This window comes from Streptomyces sp. 2114.4 (assembly GCF_900187385.1).
Classification (GTDB): Bacteria; Actinomycetota; Actinomycetes; order Streptomycetales; family Streptomycetaceae; genus Streptomyces; species Streptomyces mooreae.
In genome coordinates, this window is sequence record NZ_FYEY01000001.1 from 6,608,043 (window position 1) to 6,627,425 (window position 19,383).

22 protein-coding genes and 2 pseudogenes are annotated in these 19,383 nt (G+C 67.4%); 10 read left to right on the forward strand and 14 right to left on the reverse strand.

Annotated features, from left to right (window positions below; genetic code table 11):
* The first annotated feature begins 328 nt into the window (after positions 1 to 328).
* Positions 329 to 1,330: a hypothetical protein gene (locus tag CFW40_RS29110; protein ID WP_093491414.1), complete on the forward strand. Its 1,002-nt coding sequence runs from the start codon at positions 329 to 331 to the stop codon at positions 1,328 to 1,330.
* A 352-nt stretch (positions 1,331 to 1,682) separates the two neighbouring features.
* Here CFW40_RS29110 and CFW40_RS29115 read toward each other — a convergent pair whose 3' ends face one another.
* The 4 genes and pseudogenes from CFW40_RS29115 to CFW40_RS39010 all read right to left on the reverse strand — a co-directional run.
* Positions 1,683 to 1,988 (reverse strand): hypothetical protein, encoded by a 306-nt coding sequence (locus CFW40_RS29115; RefSeq protein ID WP_088800795.1) that lies wholly within the window; start codon positions 1,986 to 1,988, stop codon positions 1,683 to 1,685.
* Between the two features lie 348 nt (positions 1,989 to 2,336).
* A complete protein-coding gene (locus tag CFW40_RS29125; protein ID WP_088800797.1) occupies positions 2,337 to 3,299 on the reverse strand; it encodes an alpha/beta hydrolase in 963 nt (320 codons plus the stop codon).
* A 409-nt stretch (positions 3,300 to 3,708) separates the two neighbouring features.
* On the reverse strand, positions 3,709 to 4,503 hold the full coding sequence (locus tag CFW40_RS29130; RefSeq protein ID WP_088800798.1) for an oxidoreductase: 795 nt from the start codon (positions 4,501 to 4,503) through the stop codon (positions 3,709 to 3,711).
* A 259-nt stretch (positions 4,504 to 4,762) separates the two neighbouring features.
* Positions 4,763 to 4,947, reverse strand: a pseudogene (locus CFW40_RS39010) (short-chain dehydrogenase); the annotation flags it as partial.
* A gap of 308 nt (positions 4,948 to 5,255) precedes the next feature.
* Between CFW40_RS39010 and CFW40_RS36340 the strand changes: the two are divergent.
* From CFW40_RS36340 to CFW40_RS29150, 3 genes and pseudogenes are all read left to right on the forward strand, one after another.
* Positions 5,256 to 5,399: pseudogene (locus tag CFW40_RS36340) on the forward strand (IS1380 family transposase); the annotation flags it as partial.
* A 106-nt stretch (positions 5,400 to 5,505) separates the two neighbouring features.
* The gene (locus CFW40_RS29145; RefSeq protein WP_088800800.1) at positions 5,506 to 6,237 is read left to right on the forward strand and encodes an SDR family oxidoreductase; all 732 of its coding nucleotides are present in this window, start codon (positions 5,506 to 5,508) and stop codon (positions 6,235 to 6,237) included.
* A gap of 30 nt (positions 6,238 to 6,267) precedes the next feature.
* Complete coding sequence (locus CFW40_RS29150) at positions 6,268 to 6,714, forward strand: cupin domain-containing protein (protein WP_088800801.1); 447 nt, start codon at positions 6,268 to 6,270, stop codon at positions 6,712 to 6,714.
* 270 nt (positions 6,715 to 6,984) lie between these two features.
* On the opposite strand, the gene CFW40_RS29155 is transcribed toward CFW40_RS29150, so the two are convergent.
* From CFW40_RS29155 to CFW40_RS29175, 5 genes are all read right to left on the reverse strand, one after another.
* Positions 6,985 to 7,374, reverse strand: a complete 390-nt coding sequence (locus tag CFW40_RS29155) for a VOC family protein (protein WP_088802434.1) — start codon at positions 7,372 to 7,374, stop codon at positions 6,985 to 6,987.
* Positions 7,375 to 7,489: 115 nt separating this feature from the next.
* On the reverse strand, positions 7,490 to 8,008 hold the full coding sequence (locus CFW40_RS29160; protein WP_088800802.1) for a DUF402 domain-containing protein: 519 nt from the start codon (positions 8,006 to 8,008) through the stop codon (positions 7,490 to 7,492).
* A 232-nt stretch (positions 8,009 to 8,240) separates the two neighbouring features.
* Positions 8,241 to 8,573 (reverse strand): LexA family transcriptional regulator, encoded by a 333-nt coding sequence (locus CFW40_RS29165; RefSeq protein ID WP_088800803.1) that lies wholly within the window; start codon positions 8,571 to 8,573, stop codon positions 8,241 to 8,243.
* Positions 8,570 to 8,815 carry a hypothetical protein gene (locus CFW40_RS29170; RefSeq protein ID WP_088800804.1) on the reverse strand — a complete coding sequence of 82 codons (246 nt, stop codon included), beginning with the start codon at positions 8,813 to 8,815 and terminating at the stop codon, positions 8,570 to 8,572. The genes CFW40_RS29165 and CFW40_RS29170 overlap by 4 nt, the downstream gene beginning before the upstream one ends.
* A gap of 491 nt (positions 8,816 to 9,306) precedes the next feature.
* Entirely contained in the window at positions 9,307 to 9,813 is a 507-nt protein-coding gene (locus tag CFW40_RS29175; RefSeq protein ID WP_088800805.1) for a DUF1003 domain-containing protein, read from the reverse strand.
* Between the two features lie 573 nt (positions 9,814 to 10,386).
* On the opposite strand from CFW40_RS29175, the gene CFW40_RS29180 reads away from it, so the two are divergent.
* Positions 10,387 to 11,445, forward strand: coding sequence for a zinc-dependent alcohol dehydrogenase family protein (locus tag CFW40_RS29180; RefSeq protein WP_218136785.1), 1,059 nt, complete (start codon positions 10,387 to 10,389; stop codon positions 11,443 to 11,445).
* 178 nt (positions 11,446 to 11,623) lie between these two features.
* Here the strand turns inward: CFW40_RS29180 and CFW40_RS29185 are convergent, their stop codons facing one another.
* The 4 genes from CFW40_RS29185 to CFW40_RS29200 all read right to left on the reverse strand — a co-directional run bounded on the left by CFW40_RS29185 (position 11,624) and on the right by CFW40_RS29200 (position 13,914).
* Positions 11,624 to 12,106, reverse strand: coding sequence for a cupin domain-containing protein (locus CFW40_RS29185; protein ID WP_088800807.1), 483 nt, complete (start codon positions 12,104 to 12,106; stop codon positions 11,624 to 11,626).
* 468 nt (positions 12,107 to 12,574) lie between these two features.
* A complete protein-coding gene (locus CFW40_RS29190; RefSeq protein WP_088800808.1) occupies positions 12,575 to 13,270 on the reverse strand; it encodes an alpha/beta hydrolase in 696 nt (231 codons plus the stop codon).
* Between the two features lie 18 nt (positions 13,271 to 13,288).
* Positions 13,289 to 13,492 carry a three-helix bundle dimerization domain-containing protein gene (locus tag CFW40_RS29195; protein ID WP_218136784.1) on the reverse strand — a complete coding sequence of 68 codons (204 nt, stop codon included), beginning with the start codon at positions 13,490 to 13,492 and terminating at the stop codon, positions 13,289 to 13,291.
* 38 nt (positions 13,493 to 13,530) lie between these two features.
* A complete protein-coding gene (locus tag CFW40_RS29200) occupies positions 13,531 to 13,914 on the reverse strand; it encodes a luciferase family protein (RefSeq protein ID WP_176956357.1) in 384 nt (127 codons plus the stop codon).
* Between the two features lie 412 nt (positions 13,915 to 14,326).
* Here CFW40_RS29200 and CFW40_RS38350 point away from each other — a divergent pair, with 412 nt between their 5' ends.
* Both CFW40_RS38350 and CFW40_RS38355 read left to right on the forward strand, forming a co-directional pair.
* Positions 14,327 to 14,614, forward strand: coding sequence for a hypothetical protein (locus tag CFW40_RS38350; protein ID WP_143052947.1), 288 nt, complete (start codon positions 14,327 to 14,329; stop codon positions 14,612 to 14,614).
* 134 nt (positions 14,615 to 14,748) lie between these two features.
* On the forward strand, positions 14,749 to 15,207 hold the full coding sequence (locus tag CFW40_RS38355; protein ID WP_256331225.1) for a SpoIIE family protein phosphatase: 459 nt from the start codon (positions 14,749 to 14,751) through the stop codon (positions 15,205 to 15,207).
* 183 nt (positions 15,208 to 15,390) lie between these two features.
* Here CFW40_RS38355 and map read toward each other — a convergent pair whose 3' ends face one another.
* Positions 15,391 to 16,176, reverse strand: a complete 786-nt coding sequence (map, locus tag CFW40_RS29210; protein WP_088800809.1) for a type I methionyl aminopeptidase — start codon at positions 16,174 to 16,176, stop codon at positions 15,391 to 15,393.
* Between the two features lie 65 nt (positions 16,177 to 16,241).
* Between map and CFW40_RS29215 the strand changes: the two genes are divergently transcribed.
* The 3 genes from CFW40_RS29215 to CFW40_RS29225 all read left to right on the forward strand — a co-directional run bounded on the left by CFW40_RS29215 (position 16,242) and on the right by CFW40_RS29225 (position 19,332).
* Entirely contained in the window at positions 16,242 to 16,547 is a 306-nt protein-coding gene (locus CFW40_RS29215) for a helix-turn-helix transcriptional regulator (protein WP_088800810.1), read from the forward strand.
* A 1,166-nt stretch (positions 16,548 to 17,713) separates the two neighbouring features.
* Positions 17,714 to 17,932 carry a ferredoxin gene (locus CFW40_RS29220; protein ID WP_088800811.1) on the forward strand — a complete coding sequence of 73 codons (219 nt, stop codon included), beginning with the start codon at positions 17,714 to 17,716 and terminating at the stop codon, positions 17,930 to 17,932.
* A complete protein-coding gene (locus CFW40_RS29225) occupies positions 17,929 to 19,332 on the forward strand; it encodes an NAD(P)/FAD-dependent oxidoreductase (RefSeq protein ID WP_088800812.1) in 1,404 nt (467 codons plus the stop codon). The genes CFW40_RS29220 and CFW40_RS29225 overlap by 4 nt, the downstream gene beginning before the upstream one ends.
* The last annotated feature ends 51 nt before the right edge of the window (positions 19,333 to 19,383 follow it).

The window sequence follows — 19,383 nt, forward strand, 5'->3', positions numbered from 1 at the left end:
CTGCGCGCGGGGTACGCGCGTGGTCGAGCGCGATGTCGCGGCGGGGGCCGGACCAGGACAGGGCGCCGCCACGGAAACGACGGTGGAGGACCTGCGTGTGGCCGGCGCGGCTGCCCACATCTAGCGCTGCCGGCGGCTGCCGTGGTTGTCTCAGGGCCCGGATATGTAGGGGGGGCGCATGGACGCAGCGGGAAGCATGGCGTTATCGGCTGTACAGGTACTGACCGCCATGGCGACAGGGGCAGGGACCGAGGCAGGCCGAGCGTTAGGAGACGTGGTACGGGCGCGGTTGGGCACTTCGGATGAGGGCCGGGCCGCTCTGGCCAGGGTGAGCGCAGACCCAGCGGATCCGGCGGCGGCACAGGTACTCCAGGAGGCGATCCGCGAGGCCATCGCGGCCGACACCGAGTTTCAGGGCCGCGTGGCGGCAGCATTGGCCGGACCGTCTCCGGCTGCTCCCCCCGACTGTACGATCAGCCACTCGTACGAGGGCAGTATCGTCATCGGCGCCGGCAGCAGGGTGCGGCGGAGCCAGATCTCACTGGGCCCGCTGACGATCAACAACACCCGGAGCGCTCGCGTATCCCTCACTGCGGCCGCCGCGCTGCTGCTCGCGCTGCTGGCCCTGGCTGCATACGGCGGGGCACAGGTGATTGCCGGCGACGACTCTCCTGGGGTGTCCAGTGGCACTTCCCCGCGAAGTCTCCGCACGGCGTCCTCCACCCCGTCGCCGTCCGGTGACGCCTCCGTCCCGGTAGTGCGTGACGCGGCCTTGGCGGAGCAGATCTTTCCCGGTCCGAAGAGCCTGCCCGACGGATGGGCTTTCGCCAGCGGCTCACCGCAGAGGGACTCGTGCGGCAAGGGCCGTCTGGGCACTGAGAAAGATGGGACGCTCCGATACATCTGCAAGGGCTCGCTGCTGGACCTGACAGCGTGGTACGACCCGGGAGCCGCGGCCGGTTTTGACAAGGTGCACATCGAGGTCGTGACGTACTCCAGCCATGACGCCGCCGCTCAGGGATACCTCGGTGAGAAAGCGGAGGAGGCCAACAACCCGCCCAGCGGCGTGACGGAGGAAAAGTTGACCTCCTACTGCGAGCAATCAGCCTTCTTCAGCGTGGCCTATCCCGGCATCCTCGACGGCGTGGACAGAGGGGAGGCACGGAGCGTCGTCCGCTGCGGGACTGTCATGTTCAGCGTCTACGTCATGAACGAGCACGGGAGCAGCGTCGATCTCGACACGCTCAGCGCCCTCAGCCAGACGGTTGCCACCCGTACCCAGCAGGCGCTGAAGGGCGAGACCCCTGCTGCCGCCTTCGGCCGTTCCTGAACTTCGCCAAGGTGGTCGTCGTCCGGGCCCACGTCAGTGGCGAGCTCCGGATCAGTCGCTTCGTGACAGCAAGTCACCGCACGTGAAAGGGGCCGGGTCGGACTGCCCTGGGGGAGGCTTGTTTTTCTTGATCCGTCACTTGGACCACAGGGTCTCACTGACAACGCACATGTCGCCGGGCAGTGACACTTTCGTGCCATCCGACAGTGGTGGAGGGCGATTCTTGAAAACGGCCGCTGCCGCTCTTCGCCTCACTTTGTTGTTGGTTGAACGGTGTGGGTAAGGCGGAGATCGGCAAGCATGCGTGGGCCCCGCCAGCCGTCAGGTCGGCGGGGCCCGGTGATCGTGAACCTCAGCTCGTGGTCAACTGATCAGCTCGCACTTCGAACTCGACGCGTCCGTCGAGTGATTCGAGTCCCCAAGGGGCGACGGAGATGGTGACCGTGTCCGCGGTGTTGTCGGTGGTCAGGATGTCGCAGAGGATGCCGACCTCAACGGGATAGTCGGAGTCGGGGGTCAGGCCGTCGCCGGTGAAGACGGGCCACTTGTCGACGAAGGCCCATCGCTGCTGGTGGGCGTCGGCGAAGCGGACCTCGACCAGGCCGGGCTGCGGTTCGTCATTGACCCATCGGACCGCTTCGCAACGCAAGAAGACCATGGGCAGAGCCTGCCATTACGGCCTGCGGTCGGCAGCCGGATTTCCGGACTGCCGACCCATCGGTCTGGCTGTCATGGAGCCCTGCGGAGCGGTACGACATCGGGAAGGCCGCTCGGCATCGACGGCCGGGCGGCTTCCGGTGTCGCAAGGAGAGCGACGATGGTGACGGGCTGCGGGCAGTGCGGGCAGTTGCGGGGCGCGGTGGGTTCGAGCGGGTCTCGCTCAGGTGCCTGTCGCGAGGTTCGTGCTGTCCCTGGCCTGGTCCCGTTGGCGTTCGGCGTCCTCCGGCGATGACGTAACCACCCGTCTTCACCGCCGTGCGCTGTCAAAAGCGATGACCCGCAACAGCTAGATAGTTCCGAGGGCGTCGCGCAGGAATGAGACGGCCTGATTGACGGCTGCTCGGGTGGCCTTGGACTGACTGAGCGAGTTGAGCATCATGAAGTCGTGCACCGTGCCGTCGTAGCGCACCGTGGTGACCGGAACGCCGGCGCCCCGCAGCTTTGCGGCGTAGGCCTCGCCCTCGTCGCGCAGCACGTCGGCCTCGTCCACGAGCAGCAGGGCGGGCGGCAGGCCGCTGAGCTGCTCGGCCGTGGCCTGATTGGGTGATGCGGTGATCTCCGCGCGCTGCTTCGGGTCCGTGGTGTAGGCGTCCCAGAACCACTCCATCAGCTTGCGGCTGAGGTAGTAGCCATCGGCGAACTCGTCGTAGGAGGCGGTGTCCATGGCCGCGTCCGTGACCGGGTAGTACATCGACTGCTGCACGAAGGTGACGTCACCGCGCTCCTTGGCCATGAGGGCCAGCGCAGCGGTCATGTTGCCGCCGACCGACTCGCCGGCCACCGCCATGCGCCGCGCGTCCAGGCCCTTCGACGCCCCCTCGCGCGTGATCCACTGCGCGGTGGCGTAGCCCTGCTCAATGGCCACGGGGTAGTGGGCCTCTGGTGAGGGTGTGTACTCCACGAAGGCCACCGCTGTGCGGGCCCCGACCGATAGCTCCCGCACCAGACGGTCATGGGTGTCGGCGTTGCCCAGTACCCAGCCGCCACCGTGCATGTACAGCACGACGGGCAGCGTGCCGGTGGCGCCCTTCGGCTTGACGATGCGCACCCGCACATCGCCCACGGAGGCACTTACGGTGATCCACTCCTCGTCGACCGGCGGCTTGTCGGCGGGCGCAGCCTGCAGGTCGTCCAGGACCTTGCGCGCTTCGGTGGGCTTCAGCTCGTAAAGGAACGGGTGGTGCGAAGTCGCGTCGGCAAGCTCCTGCGCCGGCGGCTCCAGGACGATGGAGGCGGATCGAGCAGTCATGACAATGCTCCCTGTCACTACCGAGAAGCCCATGGTGAAGAGGGCCAGGCACGTGCTACCCGCCCGGGGCCTCGGCGTCACCGCACGTCCGGTTTCTGGCCGAGTCCCTGGCCAAGCCCTCGATGGGGCGATATGCCCATCGTAGTCGCGGCCCTTGCGATCCTCGACTGTCGACGCCGCTGGAGGGACGGAGTACCAACCGACGCCTCCAGGATGTCGGCAGTCGATCATTGACAAGCGCAACTCCACACGTCGATGGGGACGCGGCCGACCTCCCGTCTTTCGCACCATCGTCGGACGGTGTCGACAGCTGCCAGGCACGGGGACGAAACGTCCTCTCCCTCCGGGGGATGGCCCCGTCCCTGGCGGCAACAGAAGTGCCCACCGTGCCGGTTGGCTCGCGTTCATGTCAGGTGGTTTTGATCTGGCCCCCATCGATGACGAATTCGGCACCGGTGATGTTGCCGGCGCGCGGGGAGGCCAGGAAGACAACGAGGTCAGCGACCTCCTGGGGTTCGGTGATGCGTCCGGTGGAGATGCCCATCTGCTGAGGTACGACCTGGTCAAGTGCCTCCTGTGCCGTGCCGCCAGCACCGGCCGCGACGGTGTCGGCGAAGGCGCCGGGGGCCGTCCAGAACGGGGTGCGTACCGGGCCGGGGGCGACGGCGTTGACGCGGACACCTCGGGGAGCGAACTCCTCCGACAGAGCCTTGGTCAGGTTGCTCAGGGCGGCTTTGGCCGCTGAATAGTCCACCACCATGGGGAAGGGCAGCCGGGCGTTGACCGAGCTGACGTTGACGATCGCCCCCTCCCCGTGAGCCAGCAAGTGCGGCAACGACGCACGGCTGGCACGCACCGCGCTCAGGAATGTCATCTCGAGGGACCGCATCCATGCGGTGTCATCGACGTCGAGGAAGCCGACGCGTGGGTGAGTGGCGCCGACGTTGTTGACGAGTACGTCGATCCGGCCATGTCGGTCTGCTGCTGCCCGGGTCAGCATGTCGGCACCGTCGGGGTCGGCGAGATCGACGGCGTGGAAGGCGACGTCGTACCGCTTGCGCAGGGCTGCCAGCTCGGGTGTTTCCGTGCGGCTGCCCACGACCACGCGCGCTCCCTCACAGCCGAGTGCCTCGGTGACGGCCAGGCCGATGCCCTTGCTGCCTCCAGTGACAACGGCGACTTTGTCCGTCAGGTTCAGCTTCACCGGGGTCTCCTTCTGCCTCACGCTTCCGGCATCGGGGAATGCATCTGAAACACTTGCCGGAGTGAGTATCGGCCCTCGGTTTGGAGCAGCACCGTCGCCACGCGGCCTGCGCTGGGGTTCTCGCGCACCATCCCCTTTCGTGGGCCTTGGACGTCATGGCATACGGCGGCGTGAACCCCAGGTCGTCGGCCGACGGCCCGCGACTGCTCGAATGGGCCGAAGGCGTTGCCCGCGGTGGTCCCTGGCCTGCGTCGTGGCATCAGTGGGCGAGGAGTTGCTGTCCGCCGTCGATGTCGTAGGTGCCGCCGGTGAGGGCGTCATTGCACATGGATGGACGGCCAGCGCGGCGACGTCTGCCGGCCCGACGACCCGCCGGATGGGAAGCGTGGCGCGCAGCTCCTCGTGCCGGGCATCGAGTTGATCGCCCAGGAGCGAGGCTGACAGGAGGGCGAACGGGGCGGAGCCGAAAGCTCCACGTCGACAAGGGCGATGGCAATCGCCGAGAGGCCGGCCAAATCTTCCTCCGCATGGAGAGGCAGGCGCCGCGACCGTCAGGGAGTTCGTCGAGACCGTGGAAGTCACCCGGCGTGGGCAGGCGCTCCCGTGAGCTGCCCGCGGTGCGAAGAAGCGCTCCCGGCTTTGGTTCCTCGGTAGACGCGGCCTGGTGCCATGGGTGGACCCATGAAGCTGACTCCGCTTCAGTTCCCCGGAGGTCCCGGAGGTCCCGGAGGTCCCGGAGGCCAAGATCTCTCCGCAAGACCGGTCTGGATCAGGTGATATCCACAGCCCTGGCGCCGTGCAAGGCGCGTGCGATCCACGATCCGGGCAAGGTCCTGCTGGTTGTGGCACTGGCGGTAGCACTCGGCGGGGACTGCCTGGCCGACATCGGCCTGCTGCACGAGCGCCACCGGTGTGTGCAGGAGCGCACGGTCCGCGTGCGCCGCGCACCGCCCCGTCGCAATCTGGACGTATGACCTATTGGCGGGCGACGAAAGGTGACCCATGAAGATTGCAGTCATCGGTGGTACCGGCCTGATCGGGTCGCGGGTCGTGAAAAAGCTGAACGCGGCCGGGCATGAGGCTGTGCCGCATTCGCAGTCCACAGGTGTCGACGTGATCACCGGGGAAGGCTTGGCGGAGGCGGTGGCCGGCGCCGACGTTGTCGTCAACCTGACGAATTCGCCGACCTTCGACGACGCGTCACCGGCGTTCTTCCAGACCTCGATGGACAACCTTCTGGCCGCTGCTCAGAAGGGCGGGGTGGGCCACGTCGTCATCCTCTCGATCGTCGGCGCGGACCAGGTGCCCGGCCTCGACTACTACCGGGCCAAGGTCCTGCAGGAAGACATCCTCAAGGCCGGGCCGATCCCCTACTCGATCGTCCACGCCACCCAGTTCATGGAGTTCATGGACGCGTTCCTGTCCTGGACCACCGAGGGCGACACCGTCCGCCTGCCCACCACCCCGCTTCAGCCGATCGCCGCCGAGGACGTCTCCGACGCCGTCGCAGACGTCGCTGTCGGCGCCCCGTTGAACGGCGCCCTCGACATTGCCGGGCCCGATGTCGTCCCCCTCGACGAACTCGGCCGGATCACCCTCGTTGCCCATCCCGACGGCCGCACGGTCGTCACCGACGACACCGCCGGCATGTTCGCCGCTGTTCCGGGTGACGTTCTGACCGCTAAGGACGACGCCCGTATCGCCCCAACCCACTACAGCGACTGGCTCTCCTGAACCAGCCGGCCCACCACTGGAGGCCCCCGCATGTCCCACGATGAGCCGGTAGCGGATGGCACGGAGAGCCAACCTCGCTCGGAGGCGTGGAAGACGGCACTCACTGTGCTGCAGTCGGTCAAGCCGCCGGCCGTTCCGGAGGGGGCAGAGGCGATGACGGTTCTGGTCGAGTTCCCTCCCGGCGACCCCGGCACCCCTCCGCACCGCCACTCGGGGCCCGCCTTCGGCTACATGCTGGAGGGGGAGATGCTCTTCGAGCTGGAAGGAGAGCCGGAGCGGGTGATCAAGGCCGGTGAGACGTTCTGGGAACCGGGCGGCGATGTCATCCACTACCAGGACGGAAACAACCGGACGGACTCCAGGAGCCGCTTTCTCGTCACCATGATGTGCGCACCGGGCCAGCCCATGCTCACCCTGGTCGACGACGAAGAGCTGGCCCGGCGTCAACACTTGCGGGCTCCCCGTCCAGGCGCCTGATGTGCCACTGAGGCCGCCGCGGTCTCCGCTGGTGGTGATGTGGTGCTCCACGTGTGGTGGCGGCATGCCCCGTAGTGGGGGAGTGCGCTGTCCATATCGGGAGCCTGTCGCCGGTGATGTCGCATGCGCTGCTGCCATCCGGACCAGGCTGCGGCGACGGGCATCAGCCACACCATCCCTGAACGGGCCGACAGATCCGCAACCGGCTCCGGCGCGGCAGCCCCGGCGGGCGCCCGCCGGCCTTCGACAAGCAGCGCAACATGGTGGCGGTCAGCTGAGATAGTTCGCGCGCCCTTCGTTGTCGAGCTCGAAGGTGCTGTCGGGGATGATGCAGAATTCATTGCCCTCGGGGTCGGCCATCACCAGGAACCCGCCGTCGGCGTACTCCTCCAGCCTGCGCCCGCCGAGCGCCTCGATCCTCTGCTGCTCGGCGGCCGGGTCGGATGAGGTGATGTCGAAGTGCATGCGGTTCTTGCCCGACTTGGGCTCGGCGGTCTGCTGGAAACCCAGGCCCAGGCCGTTCTCGCGCCGCAGCCATACGTAAGGACCGGTGCGCCCCACGACGGGCCTGCCGAGCAGCTCTGACCAGAACGCGGCAAGCCGCTCGGGGTCGGTGGCATCGACGATCAGGGCGTTGATCTGCAGAGATGAGTCCGCCATGCCCTGATTCTGACAGGGCATGCAAGGCCGCGCATGGCCCGCCACCTGCGCCCATGTCCAGTATGGACAAGGGGCGTGCTACTTCACAGTGCACGCGGCGAGACGTGCCCCCGGCCTACTCCACGAGGCCGAGCCAGTGGCGGTACGTGGAGGCGAAGGGTTCGACGACCTCGCCCTCGCGACGACCCACTTCTGCCAGCCACTCACAGGTCTCTCGGGCCTTGACGACGACGTTGTCGGGGTACCCGTAGCTCACTCGATGTTCAGCGAACTCGTCCTCGTCCTCGATATGAACTTCGCCGCCACGAGGTCGCACGACGTCGAGATCGAGATCAACTGTGCGCAGGACGGTCTCGTCCGCGTTCCACTCGGGCACCGTGCACACGTCGCAGTACATCTCGGGGCCCGGGTCCGCGCAGAAGGTGGCCGTCCACCATTGACCGCGCGGGATCAACATCACGTAGGCGTACCGGCTTGTCCGGCTGCCCGTATTCGAAGTGACGGGAACACCTTGCGCCGTGCCCAACCACACCCCGTGCTCGTCCTCACCGAGCCGGGTGGCGGTCCACTGCGCGCTGAGGGTGCCGTCGTACTTTCGAATGTCGACCAGCACGGAGGCGCTCTCTGTGATCATGCGAAGACGCTACAGCGCCACCCGTGAACCCGCCCTGCTTCGGCACGTGGAGTCCGGCCGGGCCGGCTCTGACCGGACGCATCAGCTGGACGATCGTCAGCTGGACGATGGTGTCGGCCGCCGGGGCGTAGGCCTCGCCGGTGCCCGCAAGTTGCCGATGGCCCGCTCCCACTCCGCGAGCGGACCTGAACTTCATCCAGATCGAAGCACTCTGACCTGGGGGAGCGAACCCTTACGGAAGGGACAAGACCCAGAGGTCGGCGCGGAAGGGCCAGAAGCCGGCCCCGACATGCGCAGACATGCGCAACGTCAAAGAACTACATTGACGCAACAGTCCTCGTATCCCGCTTGGTTGCGAGAGCACCTGGTACGAGCGGCTGCGGCGTGGCTCGTGGCTGACGACGCCGCGGCGCTCCAGGGCCTGCAGGTGGTGAGCGACCGTCGAGGCGGCCAGCGCGACGGCATCCGCGCTCTCCCGTATCGAGGGCGGGTAGCCGGCCTCGTCGGTCAACTCCCGCAGGGCCCGTGCGATCCGGCGCTGGCTGGCGGTGAGGAAAGCGGTCATCGGCGGGCCTCTGCCGGACCCGATTCCCAGGTCTGCTGCTTGAGCGCCATCCGTGCCGCGGGCGCCTCGCCTGGGATCGTCGCCCAGTACGGGTGTGTGGCGATCCGGACCGACAGACGCTGCAGCGTACGGCGCAGGACGGTGGTCTGGGAGGGGTTCCCCTCCTGGGCTAGCTGGCGGTAGGCGCGGTACCAGGCCCGCTGGGCCTGCAGCAGATCGTCGGGAAATTCGAAGGAGGACATCACCCTCGGATTGCATCACATGTTCGAATTTCGGCGCAGCACCCGCACGGGTGAATCAGGGGCTCGCCTGACCCCACGTCCATCGAGTGCGTCAGGCGCCCTGACGGAATGGCGGGGCTCCAGCGGACGGGTTGGACTGCCCGGGTCGAACTCCCGACGTGAATCGCTGTCAGGCCTCCCCACCGCCTGCGGCTTCGGGGCCGCTCTCTCGAGTTTGCGGAGAAGCGGGATCACGGACGAGGTCGGCAGGCTCTCATCCTTGTGAGCCCTGGCTCACCAGTGAACGGCCGGGCTGGATGTCAAGAACCCTCAGGGGTGCTGAGCCACGAACCCGGCTGTCCGCTCAATCCGGAGGTCATCCACAGCCTCGCGCACGGCTCCCACGGCCTGGCCCGGACTTGGCTCTCATCGTCCTACCGCAGGGCGGCCCGAGCCAGGCCTTGCGCCGTCAGTCGGACCGAGGGACCTCGTCCCTCTCACGGGAGGACTAGTTATCGGGAGGAGTGGCCGGCGCCGGTCATCCGAGCGCGGTTCTCCGCGAGGACTTCCTGCACCTTGCGCTCGACCTCCGTCGGGTCGACGCCCAGGGCACGGCCCATGTGGATCGACCACACCTCCGAGCGCACATTGGTCTCGAAGTCGAGGTCGGCGCGGACATTCTCGCGAGCGGCCTGGCGGTTCTGGCTCACCATCACGAAGGTGGACAGGAAGATGGCCTCCAGGCTGACGATCATCGTGAGCAGCCCGAAGGGGAAGGGATCCCAGACGGTCTCCTGACCGAACACGCCTTCGTTGCAGACGATCCAGACCGTGAACCACGCCGCATGGATGTAGACGAAGAGCATGGTGCCGGCGAAGGCGGTGATCGCGTCCGCGATCCGGTCCTCGGTCCCGCGCATCCGCGCGAGCACGTCCTGCTCGCGCTGCAGCCGCAGAGCCAGGCCGCCAGGGCCCCTCGGACCACCCTGCCCACCGGGACCGCTTGCCGCGCCGCTCATGCCCACTCCCGACCGCCGTCCACGTGCACCAGCCGACAGCGTACGGGCGGAGCGTTCCGAACCCGCGATGACCGACGGTGGACACGCCCGAATACGTCGCGCGGCGGAGCGGTGCCGGGCCGGGGCCCGTCAGCGTTCCGCGACCTTGCCCAGCGCAACTTCCAGTCGACGGGGCACCGCCCCCACCGCGCGCTGAGCAATCTGCGCCACCCCTCCGCTCGTAGCGCCCGTGCCACTCCCAAAGGGGAGTTGCGGTGCCACGCCAGGACAACGCGTCACGGAGAGCAGGTACAGGCAACGCTGCGCACACCGCTTGGAACACAGATCGGCTCCAGGAGATCAATGGGCGTGAGAACGTCGTGATCGCCAAGCCGGATGGTGCCCGGCTCACTAGGCTGGTTGTGGGCGCAATCCCGGAACGGGAGCAGCTTCGCAGCCCAGCCGGCAGGAGAGATCCATGACGACACAGGGTTCCGAGTCCGAACCTGATGGTCGTGGACACGCGACGGCTCAAGGGCGTCGGCGAGGCGCTGGACGAGTTCGTGGACAAGGTCAGCGAGGGAAATGAATCACATGCGCGCGCTCGTAGCAGGAAAGGTCGGCGAGCCTGCCGATGTCCTGCGGCTCGAATCCCGGCCTGTGCCCACGCCAAAAGCCGGTCAGGCGTTGATCCGTGTGAAGGCGACTCCGATTCACGCCAGTGATCTGCACGTGCTGCGCGGCCGCTACGGTTTCTCCCCCGCATTTCCCACTGTTGGGGGGCACATGGAATGTGTGGGCCGTATTGAGGCCCTGGGCCCCGACACCGAGGGACTAAAGATCGGCGAGCGCGTGGTGGTCGCTGCAGTCCCGGTAGTACCCGGGCCCCACGTGGCCGGCACTTGGCAGGAATTCCTTGTTGCCGATGCGCGAAGGCTCCTGCCGGTCTCCGACGATCTGAGCGACTCCAGCGCCTGTCAACTCGCAGTCAACCCGTTGACCGCGCTGCTCCTGGTGACTCGCAAACTCGACGTACAGCCGGGTGAATGGTTGTTGCAGACGGCGGCGGGCTCCACCGTCGGCCGACTCGTCATTCAGCTGTCCAGGCATCTGGGTATTCGCACGATCAATGTCGTGCGGCGACGCGCTGCCGTGGAGGAGATCAAAGCGCTTGGTGGTGACGAGGTCATTTGCACTGAGGACGAGGACCTGTTGCAGCGCGTGGCTGAGATTGCAGGACCGACCGGCGTGCACAAGGCCACCGACTGTGTCGCGGGCGACCTCGGTGCCCAGGTATCCCAGGCATTGGCTCCGGGAGGAGAGGTCGTGGTCTACGGCGCGCTCTCCACCCATCGGCAAACTGACCCGGCAGCGCTGACGATCCCGCTGCAGGCCCGCTCGGTCATCTACGAGACCAAAACAGTCCGTGGCTTCTGGCTGAACCGCTGGTTCGGCACTGCCTCACCCGAGGATGCGCTGCGCGCGCTGTCCCAGGTTCGCGGACTCGTCGCTGATGAAGTGTTGAGCATCCCCCAAGGCCAGCCATTCCCACTCGAACGTTTCACCGAGGCCATCTCGCTTGCCGAAGCACCCGCACATGGCACCAAACCCCTGTTCCTCTTCGAGGACGGCCGGAGCAAGGACAACAGGTAGGAAGCCCCCAACGCCCACGACGCCGCCCAGTTGGGGCCAACCGCACCACTCGTCAGCCCACGCCCCTGCCACACGCCCCTGTCCGCCTCCGGTGGGCGCACATCTGGCTCGGTGCCACATACAGGCTGCCCGGGCGTGCTTGGCTCGATCGGGCGTGATGCGCGTGGACAGCCCTTGGCTAGTCGTCGAACATATCGGTGGTGTTGTACTGGTCGTGCCTGATCCGGAAGGCTTTCAGCTCTTCGCTGCTGCGCTGTGAGTACTCCGCCACCTTCTCGAAGTACTCCTCCCTGGGAGCGCCCGGTGTGAAGAGCAGCAAGAACGACACCGGGTCGTCGCTGTCGTTCTGGAAGGCGTGGAGCCCGCCGGGCGGTACGTAGAGGAAGTCTCCCTCGCCTCCCGTGACCCAGCGCTCGCCGTTGTAGAGCCGGATTTCGCCGGAGAGGACGTAGAAGGACTCGGAGATCGTACGGTGGAAGTGTTCCGCGGCGCCCTTGGCCTTCGGTCCCATGTCGATCTTGTACAGGCCGAACTCGCCGTTGGTGTTCTCCTGCTTGGCCACGTAGCTGATGTAGCCGGTGTCGGGCTCCGGGGGTGCAGGTCGGAACAATGCGCTGACCTGGCCCCTTTCGCCGAGATAGCGGGGCTCTGGATAGGACATGGCCACGTCCTTTCGGGTCGGCGGTATGGCACCAAACAGGAGGGGCCTGGGCAGGCGTCATGCAGCCTCGCACTGAACTGACCCTGATCGAATCGACCACGCACCGGACTGCGGAGCCGGCCCACCGGAGGCTTGCGCGTCCCTTCAGCAAACCTTCTTTTCCTGAAGATCGCCCTGTGGAGCCGCTCGAACCCCGCAGGGTCGGGGTTCGCACCACGGTGGCGACACCGCCATCACACGCACCCGAAGGTGGAACCGCGGGCGCCTGTACGGCACTCACCATCTGGCTCCGCACATGATCGACCGGACAAGTCCTAGCTGGGCCCAAAGCGTGTTGCAGAAGGCTTGATCCGGGCATTTTCCCTGTATGGGTGCGGTGTTGAGGTTGAGGCGTTGTGGGTGGAGACGTTCACCGGGCTGTCGGCGCGGGGCCCGCGGATCGTCGGCTCGGCTCGTCCGCGGCTGTCGTCACAGGCTCAGCAGCAGGTCCCGGACGGCTGCGGGCTGGGACAGGAACGGGTGGTGGCCGGCGTCGAGCTCGATGACGCGGCCGGCACGGCGGGCGAACTCGCGCTGCAGCCGCGGCGGGGTGCCCCGGTCCTGAGCGCAGACGAGGTACGTCGAGGGCAACTGCTGCCATGCGGCCGCCCCGACGGGCTGCGTGGTGACCTGCACGTTCTGCCGGGAGAGGTGGTGCACCGCCTGCGCCTGGACCTCGGGGTCGCAGTCCTGCAGGAACGTGTCCACGAGTAGCTCGGGGCGGACCCCGAACGTGCCGGCGTCGGGGTCGACGTCGAGGAACGGGGCGGGGCTGCCGTCCCCGAACTCCGACAGGCTCTGCCCGGCCTCGGGCAGGTAGCTGGAGATCAGCAGCAGGTGACGCACCGCCCCGATGCCCGCAGCGGCCTCCGCGATGACGACGCCGCCGTAACTGTGGGCGACCACGACGGTCGGTTCGTCGTCGGCCTGCAGCACCTGCCGCACCGCGGCAACATCCTCGGGCAGCCCCGGACCGTCGATGCCGCCGGGCGGACCCGCCTCGCCGCAGCTCGGCAGTGCCGGGGCCACGCTCGGCACCCCCCGCTTCCGCAGCAGCTCGGCGGTGCGGTGCCACCACCACGACCCGTCGCGCACGCACGCCCCGTGCACGAACACGACTCTCATCGCCACCTCCCAGCCGCCTCAGGTTTTCCTGTCGAGGGCAGTGCGGGCCTTGCGTTCGACGAGGACGGGTACAAAGTCACGGACCGGCCGGTCGGTGAAGGACGCATGCGCTTCGGCGATGGCCGCCTCGATCTCCTCCGGGGCCCGCGTCGCGCCGTATGCGTCCGCGAGACGTTCAGCGACTGCCCGGATGGCTTCCTTTTCGCGCGCATCGATCGCCACAGTGTTCTCCCCTGACTGGAGAATGGTCGCTTCGGCCGTCACCGGACTTCTCGTGCACGACCGCCGTGGCGATCGTTGCACCGGGCGGCTGATGCGTCGCCGGTATCCAGCCACTGCTGGTGGGCCTGGAGAGCGACACTCGCCAAGGTCAGAAGCAGGTCGATGTCCGCGTTGCATTCCAGGTGGATGGTCACCCAGTGCGAGTCGGGGACGAGCCGGATGGCGGACGATCCTCGCAGATTGTCCTCGAGGCGGGGGATCTTCCCGGCCGTGAGGTGCAGGTCGGCGCTTCGGTCGGAGCGGAAGTGTGCGATCTCCGCCCTGACCGAGCGCAGGGCCCGGCCGGTGCCACAGCTGGGCCGGGCCTCCGCGAGGTCGGGCCGGCTGACAAGTTGGGTCATGGCGCGCGAGGCCGCCGTCATGCCCCCATCATGGAGCGCTCACTACACGGACACCAATGGGTTGGATATTCGCAGCCTAGTCGTAGCCTGAAATGTCCGAACGGCGCCGGTGCAGTCACGGCTGCATGGCCACACCGGCGTCGCCTCCGGCGCGGGCCGAAGACCTGCCGTCGCATCGTGACTGGCTGCGAGCGACAAGTGCTCGCGCTGCCCAGCACGTCGCACACTTGCCGCGGGCCCCTTCCCGCCACGCCGGAGGCGATAAGACCTTCCCTTCGGCGGGAGGTGCGTGCGGCTCATCTGGAGCAGCCCACAGGGGGCGAGCGCGGAGGTGCGTACGCGCTATCGGCTCCGCTTCTCCGGCTGGAATCGTCTGCACGCGAGGGCCGCGAGATGCCCTGCGGCGCGTTCGCAACCGGTGCAGTATGGGGGCATGGGCTTCCGGCGGCGCGTTGCCGATCTGTGGCAACCGTGGCACACCGGTCACGCGCTCGTGGCGATACCGCTCGGGCTGATCGTCGCCATTTCGGTCGTGGACGTGCTGGTTCCGGGTGACATCCATCTGGGGCCGCTGCTGATCGTCGCCCCCGCCATCACTCCGTGGCTCGCCGGGCCCTGGCTCACCGGTCTGGTGGGAGTACTCGCCGTGGCGGCCAGGCGATCATCGCTGTCCTGCGCGACCCGAGCGAGCTGTTCTCAACGAACCACCAGGTACAGATAGCCTCTCTCGCGCTGCTCTCGTTCGTCATCGTGGTCCTCAGCCATCAGAGCGAGCGCCGCAGGCGCCAGCTGGAACGAGTACGTTCGGTGTCTGAAGCCACGCAGCGAGTGGTTCTGCCGCCGTTGCCCCATCGCATGGGTCCGCTACGGATCGCCTCGGCTTACCGGGCCGCGGATGACGAGGCACTGATCGGCGGGGACTTGTATGCGGCGACCCGGACGGGAGACGGGGCGCGCCTGCTCATCGGTGACGTCCGCGGCAAAGGCATGACCGCCATCAACGATGCCTCTGTGATCATGGGCTCCTTCCGGGACGCGGCACACCGGTGCGCCACCCTCGCAGAACTCGCCGTCACCCTCGAGGAGAGCATCTGCCGGCACCTGAACGAGCATGCTCCGCACCCCGAGGCGGACGAGTTGTACGAGCAGTTCGTCACGGTCCTGATACCGGTGTCACGCAGGACGGGGAGCCTGTCTCTGCGCGACGCCCCGGGCCTCGGGGAAAGGAGGCTCCTCGATCTGCTGTCTGCCTCGCGCGGCTGGGTTGAGGGGACCGACATCGGCAAAGCCCTGGGCGTCCCCGTCCTCGCCTGATGGCAGCAAGCCCCCAAGAGTGCGCTTTCCTGTAGAACGAGCATCCGCGACCCCCGTGCGGACCCACAAGCCGCCGAACGTGCCGTTGGTGTCATCTCGGCCGCCGTCAGCGGCACTTAGGTCGATGTCGCCACGCTCGTCGAGTCGCCGGAGAAGGACAAGTCGCTGGGTGCGGCTGCGGGATCAGCCGACACGCAGATGCGTGGGCAGGGTGAGAATTTCGGCTCCGCTGTCGGTGATGGCGATGGTGTGCTCGCTGTGCGCGGTCCGGCAGCCCGTCGCGCTGCGCAGCGTCCAACCGTCGGCGTCGGTGACGAGTGTGGCGGTGTCGGCCATGACCCAGGGTTCCAGGGCGAGCAGCAGTCCGGGGCGCAGCTTGTATCCGCGGCCGGGCCGTCCGGTGTTCGCGACGTGTGGGTCCTGGTGCATGGTCGAGCCGATGCCGTGGCCTCCGAACTCGGTGTTGATCGGGTAGCCGGCCTTGCTGAGGACCGTGCCGATGGCGTGGGAGAGGTCGCCGATGCGCGCCCCAGGTTTGGCGGCGGCGATGCCGGCGGCGAGTGCACGTTCGGTCGTCTCGATCATCGCGACGCTCTCCGCCGGCCTGGCCTTGCCCACCAGAAAGCTGATCGCGGCGTCCGCGGCCACCCTGCCCCTGGCTATGGCGAGGTCGAGAGTCAGCAGATCTCCGTCTGCCAGCGTGTAGTTGTGCGGCCGCCCATGGAGCACTCCGTCGTTGACGGCCGTGCAGATGTAGTGCCCGAACGGGCCGCGCCCGAAGGAAGGCGCGTAGTCGACGTAGCAGGACTGCGCTCCCGCCTCGGTGATCATCTCCTTGGCCCACTGGTCGATGTCCAGCAGGTTCGTCCCCACCGTGCTGCGCTGCTTCAGCGTGTGCAGGATGTCTCCGACCAGGGCGCCGGTGTCCCTCGCCCGCTCAAGCTGCGCGGAGTTCAGGATCTCAATCATGGGGGACCTCTCATGTGTGTCCAATAACTATCCCGGTCTAACTGTACCGGTATTAGAATGGGGTCATGGTCAGGTTGCCGCTCACCCCCGCCGAGGTAGAACGCGGACAGCGCCTTGGCGCCCTGCTCCGCCGAGCCCGGGGCCGCCGCTCGATGCTGGACGTGGCGCTCGCTTCGGACATCTCGCCGGAAACCCTGCGGAAGATCGAATCCGGCCGTGTGGCTACCCCCGCCTTTCCGACCATCGCAGCGATCGCCGACACCCTCGGCCTGTCTCTCGACGCCGTCTGGGCCGAGATCAGCCGGGCGGACCGAACTGTCGAGGATCAGTCGGCCCTGCCTGTCACGCGGTATCCATCGCTGGTTTCGTAACGCCGGACTCAGAGAGTCAGCGGTTCACTGACCCGCGCGGCGGCAACCGGCCGGCGGCACGCGTCCCCTCCGGACGACGCAAGCCCAGAGGATCAGCGGCAAGCCATCGTGGACAAGCCACGCCGGTCGATCACCGTACCGGGTCCCCTGGGCAAGCTCATTGAACAGAGTTGATCCGCAACCCAGCAGACAGACCCACCAGTGCAGACAGACCCACCAGGGAAGAAGTTTGCGCAGAACTTCGCAGTGCGTTCCAGGCTGATCAGCCACAGCGAGACACGCCCCAAGGAGCAACCGCTGGACCTCCCTTCGAGAGGGAATTGACACCGCCCTCGCGAAAAGGGGCCATGCCCGATTCAATCGAAAATCATCTCTGCAGCGCGAGGAGAGTTGGATCGAGGATCAAACCTCGCGCGCGCAGGGTCAACCACGATATGCGGTTAACGCTTCTTAAGACCGTGTCCTATGTGGTGAGGCGCTTGGCAGCACAGGGCGGCGGCGAGGCCGATAATGCTCAGGTTCCATTCGTTTGCTGGCCGTTGGCGAGCCGACCCGGGAGGCTCGACGCCGGACTTTGCGGGATGAAGCAACCCTGCGGGCTCACACGGTGCATGCGGGTCATGAGGCGCTGAAAGCCGTGCGCGGAGAACTGGAATCCCCAGATCGATGGCGACCACGGAGCATCTCCGCGTACGCGGAGCGGATGCCCTCATGTAGAGCTTCGTTGAAGGTCACAACATCTCCGGGCGGCGGCCGGGCGTATCAGGGTGTGATCAGCGCAGCGGCTTCAGTCTGCTCGGGCGGCCGGGGCCGTATTGCCTCCGCAAGCGCTCATAGTGACGGTGACCGTTTCCAGGGCGGGCGAGCACCCCGGAAGTCCCCTGGGTCTGCACGACACAGTCAGAGGTCAAGAACTACAGCTGACCGGTGAGGTGTTTTCCGGAACAGCGGATTTGCGGTCGTCGGAAGACGGCGCGAGGATATTTTTAGGCGAACGGTGGGGCAACCTTGATGCCGATGCCATCGGATCGGACCGCGACCTTCGGACCGTGACGCTCACCGGCCGTATGCGCCGCCGTGGCGGAGAAGACCAAAGCATACGGGTGCTCAGCCGGGGGCGACGGGTGGGCTGTCCAGCTGGGCAGCAGATCGGAAGGAGTCTGCCCATGCGGATCGCCGTGGACCTGAATCGGTGTCAGGGATACGCACAATGCGTGTATTTGGCGCACCAGGACTTCAGATTGACTGGCCAGGAGGCGCTCACCTACGAGCCGAACCCCGATGACGAGCGGCGCCTGCAGGTTGAGCGAGCCGCTGCGGCGTGTCCCGTGCAGGCGATCGTGATCGAGCGCTTGGACGGCGCAGACGAGAGCGAGACGCCATGACCGTGCGGGCTACGGTCGCAGAGCTGGTGCGCGAGTTCAGGGCCAATGGCCGGATTGTCATCGTCGGTGCCTCCCTGGCCGGACTGCGGGCCGCTGAAGCCCTGCGTGCGGAGGGCTTCACCGGATCTCTGACCATCATCGGGGACGAGCCGTACGAGCCCTACGACCGTCCCCCGCTGTCCAAGCAGGTGCTCAAAGGCTGGGTGCCGGCCGATCACACCAAGCTGCCCCGTCTGCGAGAAGTGGATGCGCAATGGCGGCTCGGGGTGACGGCCACCGGGTTGGACCGGGTCGCCAAGCAGGTGCGCCTGGCCGACGGCGAGCACGTCCCGTACGACCGCTTGCTGATCGCCACGGGCACCCGGGCGCGACAGTGGCCGAACCCGGACGAGGCGGCCCTGGACGGGGTGCACACGATTCGCTCGCGCGATGATGCCGCCCAGCTGCAAAAGGCGTTGGCCGCACCGCCGTCGCGGGTCATGGTCATCGGCGCCGGGTTCATCGGCTCGGAGGTGGCCTCGGTCTGCCGGGAACTCGATCTCCCGGTGACCGTCGTGGAGCGGGGCTCGGCGCCGCTGGTCGGCGCGCTCGGCGGGGTGATCGCTGAGATTGCCGCGGAGATGCAGCGCGACCACGGCGTGGACCTGCGCTGCGGGCTGGGCGTGTCGTCGCTGGAGGGCGACTCCGGCGGACACGTGCGGGGTGCTCAGCTCTCGGACGGAACCACCATCGAAGCCGACGTGGTGGTGGCCTCGCTGGGGTCGATCCGCAACGTGGAATGGCTGGAGGGCGCCGGGCTGGCCTCCGGTTCCTGGGGCGTGGGTTGCGACGCCGGCGGTCGCGCCTTCGACGTCAACGGCGTGGTCACCGACAGCATCTACGTGGCAGGGGACGTGGCACGCGCGCCCCATGTGCTGTACGAGTACCAGTTCCTCGCGATGGAGCACTGGGACAATGCCGTTTTCGGCGCCGAGGTAGCGGCCCACAACATGGTGAACCTCGAGCCCCTCTATCGCCCGCATCTGCTGCTGCCCGGCTTCTGGTCCGGTCAGTTCGGCGTCAACATCAAGTCCGTCGGCGTGCCGCCTTTCGCTGACGAGATCGTCTTCACACAGGGGTCCGTCAAGGAGCGCCACTTCGCGGCCGCCTACGGCCGCCGCGGCCGCATCGTCGCCGCCGTCACCTTCGATCACGGCAAGTGGCTCGAGTACTACGGGAACCTGATCGAGCGTTCGGGTCCGTTCCCGCCTCCGCCGCCAGGCTGGGACCAGCCTCCGGACGTGAAGCCGATGCCGGCCGAGTTCCCGCAACCCGGCGTCCCGACGGCGATCCCCGACGTCGTCCTGACCGGCCACGACCCGAGCGAGCGGAGGGCCGAGTTCCGGCCTCGCCCTCGTTGACGCGCCCGCCGGATGGGCGTGCAAGCGGACCGCATCGACAGGAAGAAGGAG

Coding starts and splice junctions, on each gene's coding strand:
- CFW40_RS29115 (WP_088800795.1), bottom strand. CDS start 1,988: ATGGTCTTCTTGCGTTGCGAAGCGGTCCGATGGGTCAATGACGAACCG.
- CFW40_RS29125 (WP_088800797.1), bottom strand. CDS start 3,299: ATGACTGCTCGATCCGCCTCCATCGTCCTGGAGCCGCCGGCGCAGGAG.
- CFW40_RS29145 (WP_088800800.1), top strand. CDS start 5,506: ATGAAGATTGCAGTCATCGGTGGTACCGGCCTGATCGGGTCGCGGGTC.
- CFW40_RS29150 (WP_088800801.1), top strand. CDS start 6,268: ATGTCCCACGATGAGCCGGTAGCGGATGGCACGGAGAGCCAACCTCGC.
- CFW40_RS29155 (WP_088802434.1), bottom strand. CDS start 7,374: ATGGCGGACTCATCTCTGCAGATCAACGCCCTGATCGTCGATGCCACC.
- CFW40_RS29160 (WP_088800802.1), bottom strand. CDS start 8,008: ATGATCACAGAGAGCGCCTCCGTGCTGGTCGACATTCGAAAGTACGAC.
- CFW40_RS29165 (WP_088800803.1), bottom strand. CDS start 8,573: ATGACCGCTTTCCTCACCGCCAGCCAGCGCCGGATCGCACGGGCCCTG.
- CFW40_RS29170 (WP_088800804.1), bottom strand. CDS start 8,815: ATGTCCTCCTTCGAATTTCCCGACGATCTGCTGCAGGCCCAGCGGGCC.
- CFW40_RS29175 (WP_088800805.1), bottom strand. CDS start 9,813: ATGAGCGGCGCGGCAAGCGGTCCCGGTGGGCAGGGTGGTCCGAGGGGC.
- CFW40_RS29180 (WP_218136785.1), top strand. CDS start 10,387: ATGCGCGCGCTCGTAGCAGGAAAGGTCGGCGAGCCTGCCGATGTCCTG.
- CFW40_RS29185 (WP_088800807.1), bottom strand. CDS start 12,106: ATGTCCTATCCAGAGCCCCGCTATCTCGGCGAAAGGGGCCAGGTCAGC.
- CFW40_RS29190 (WP_088800808.1), bottom strand. CDS start 13,270: ATGAGAGTCGTGTTCGTGCACGGGGCGTGCGTGCGCGACGGGTCGTGG.
- CFW40_RS29200 (WP_176956357.1), bottom strand. CDS start 13,914: ATGACGGCGGCCTCGCGCGCCATGACCCAACTTGTCAGCCGGCCCGAC.
- CFW40_RS38350 (WP_143052947.1), top strand. CDS start 14,327: ATGGGCTTCCGGCGGCGCGTTGCCGATCTGTGGCAACCGTGGCACACC.
- CFW40_RS38355 (WP_256331225.1), top strand. CDS start 14,749: ATGGGTCCGCTACGGATCGCCTCGGCTTACCGGGCCGCGGATGACGAG.
- map (WP_088800809.1), bottom strand. CDS start 16,176: ATGATTGAGATCCTGAACTCCGCGCAGCTTGAGCGGGCGAGGGACACC.
- CFW40_RS29215 (WP_088800810.1), top strand. CDS start 16,242: ATGGTCAGGTTGCCGCTCACCCCCGCCGAGGTAGAACGCGGACAGCGC.
- CFW40_RS29220 (WP_088800811.1), top strand. CDS start 17,714: ATGCGGATCGCCGTGGACCTGAATCGGTGTCAGGGATACGCACAATGC.
- CFW40_RS29225 (WP_088800812.1), top strand. CDS start 17,929: ATGACCGTGCGGGCTACGGTCGCAGAGCTGGTGCGCGAGTTCAGGGCC.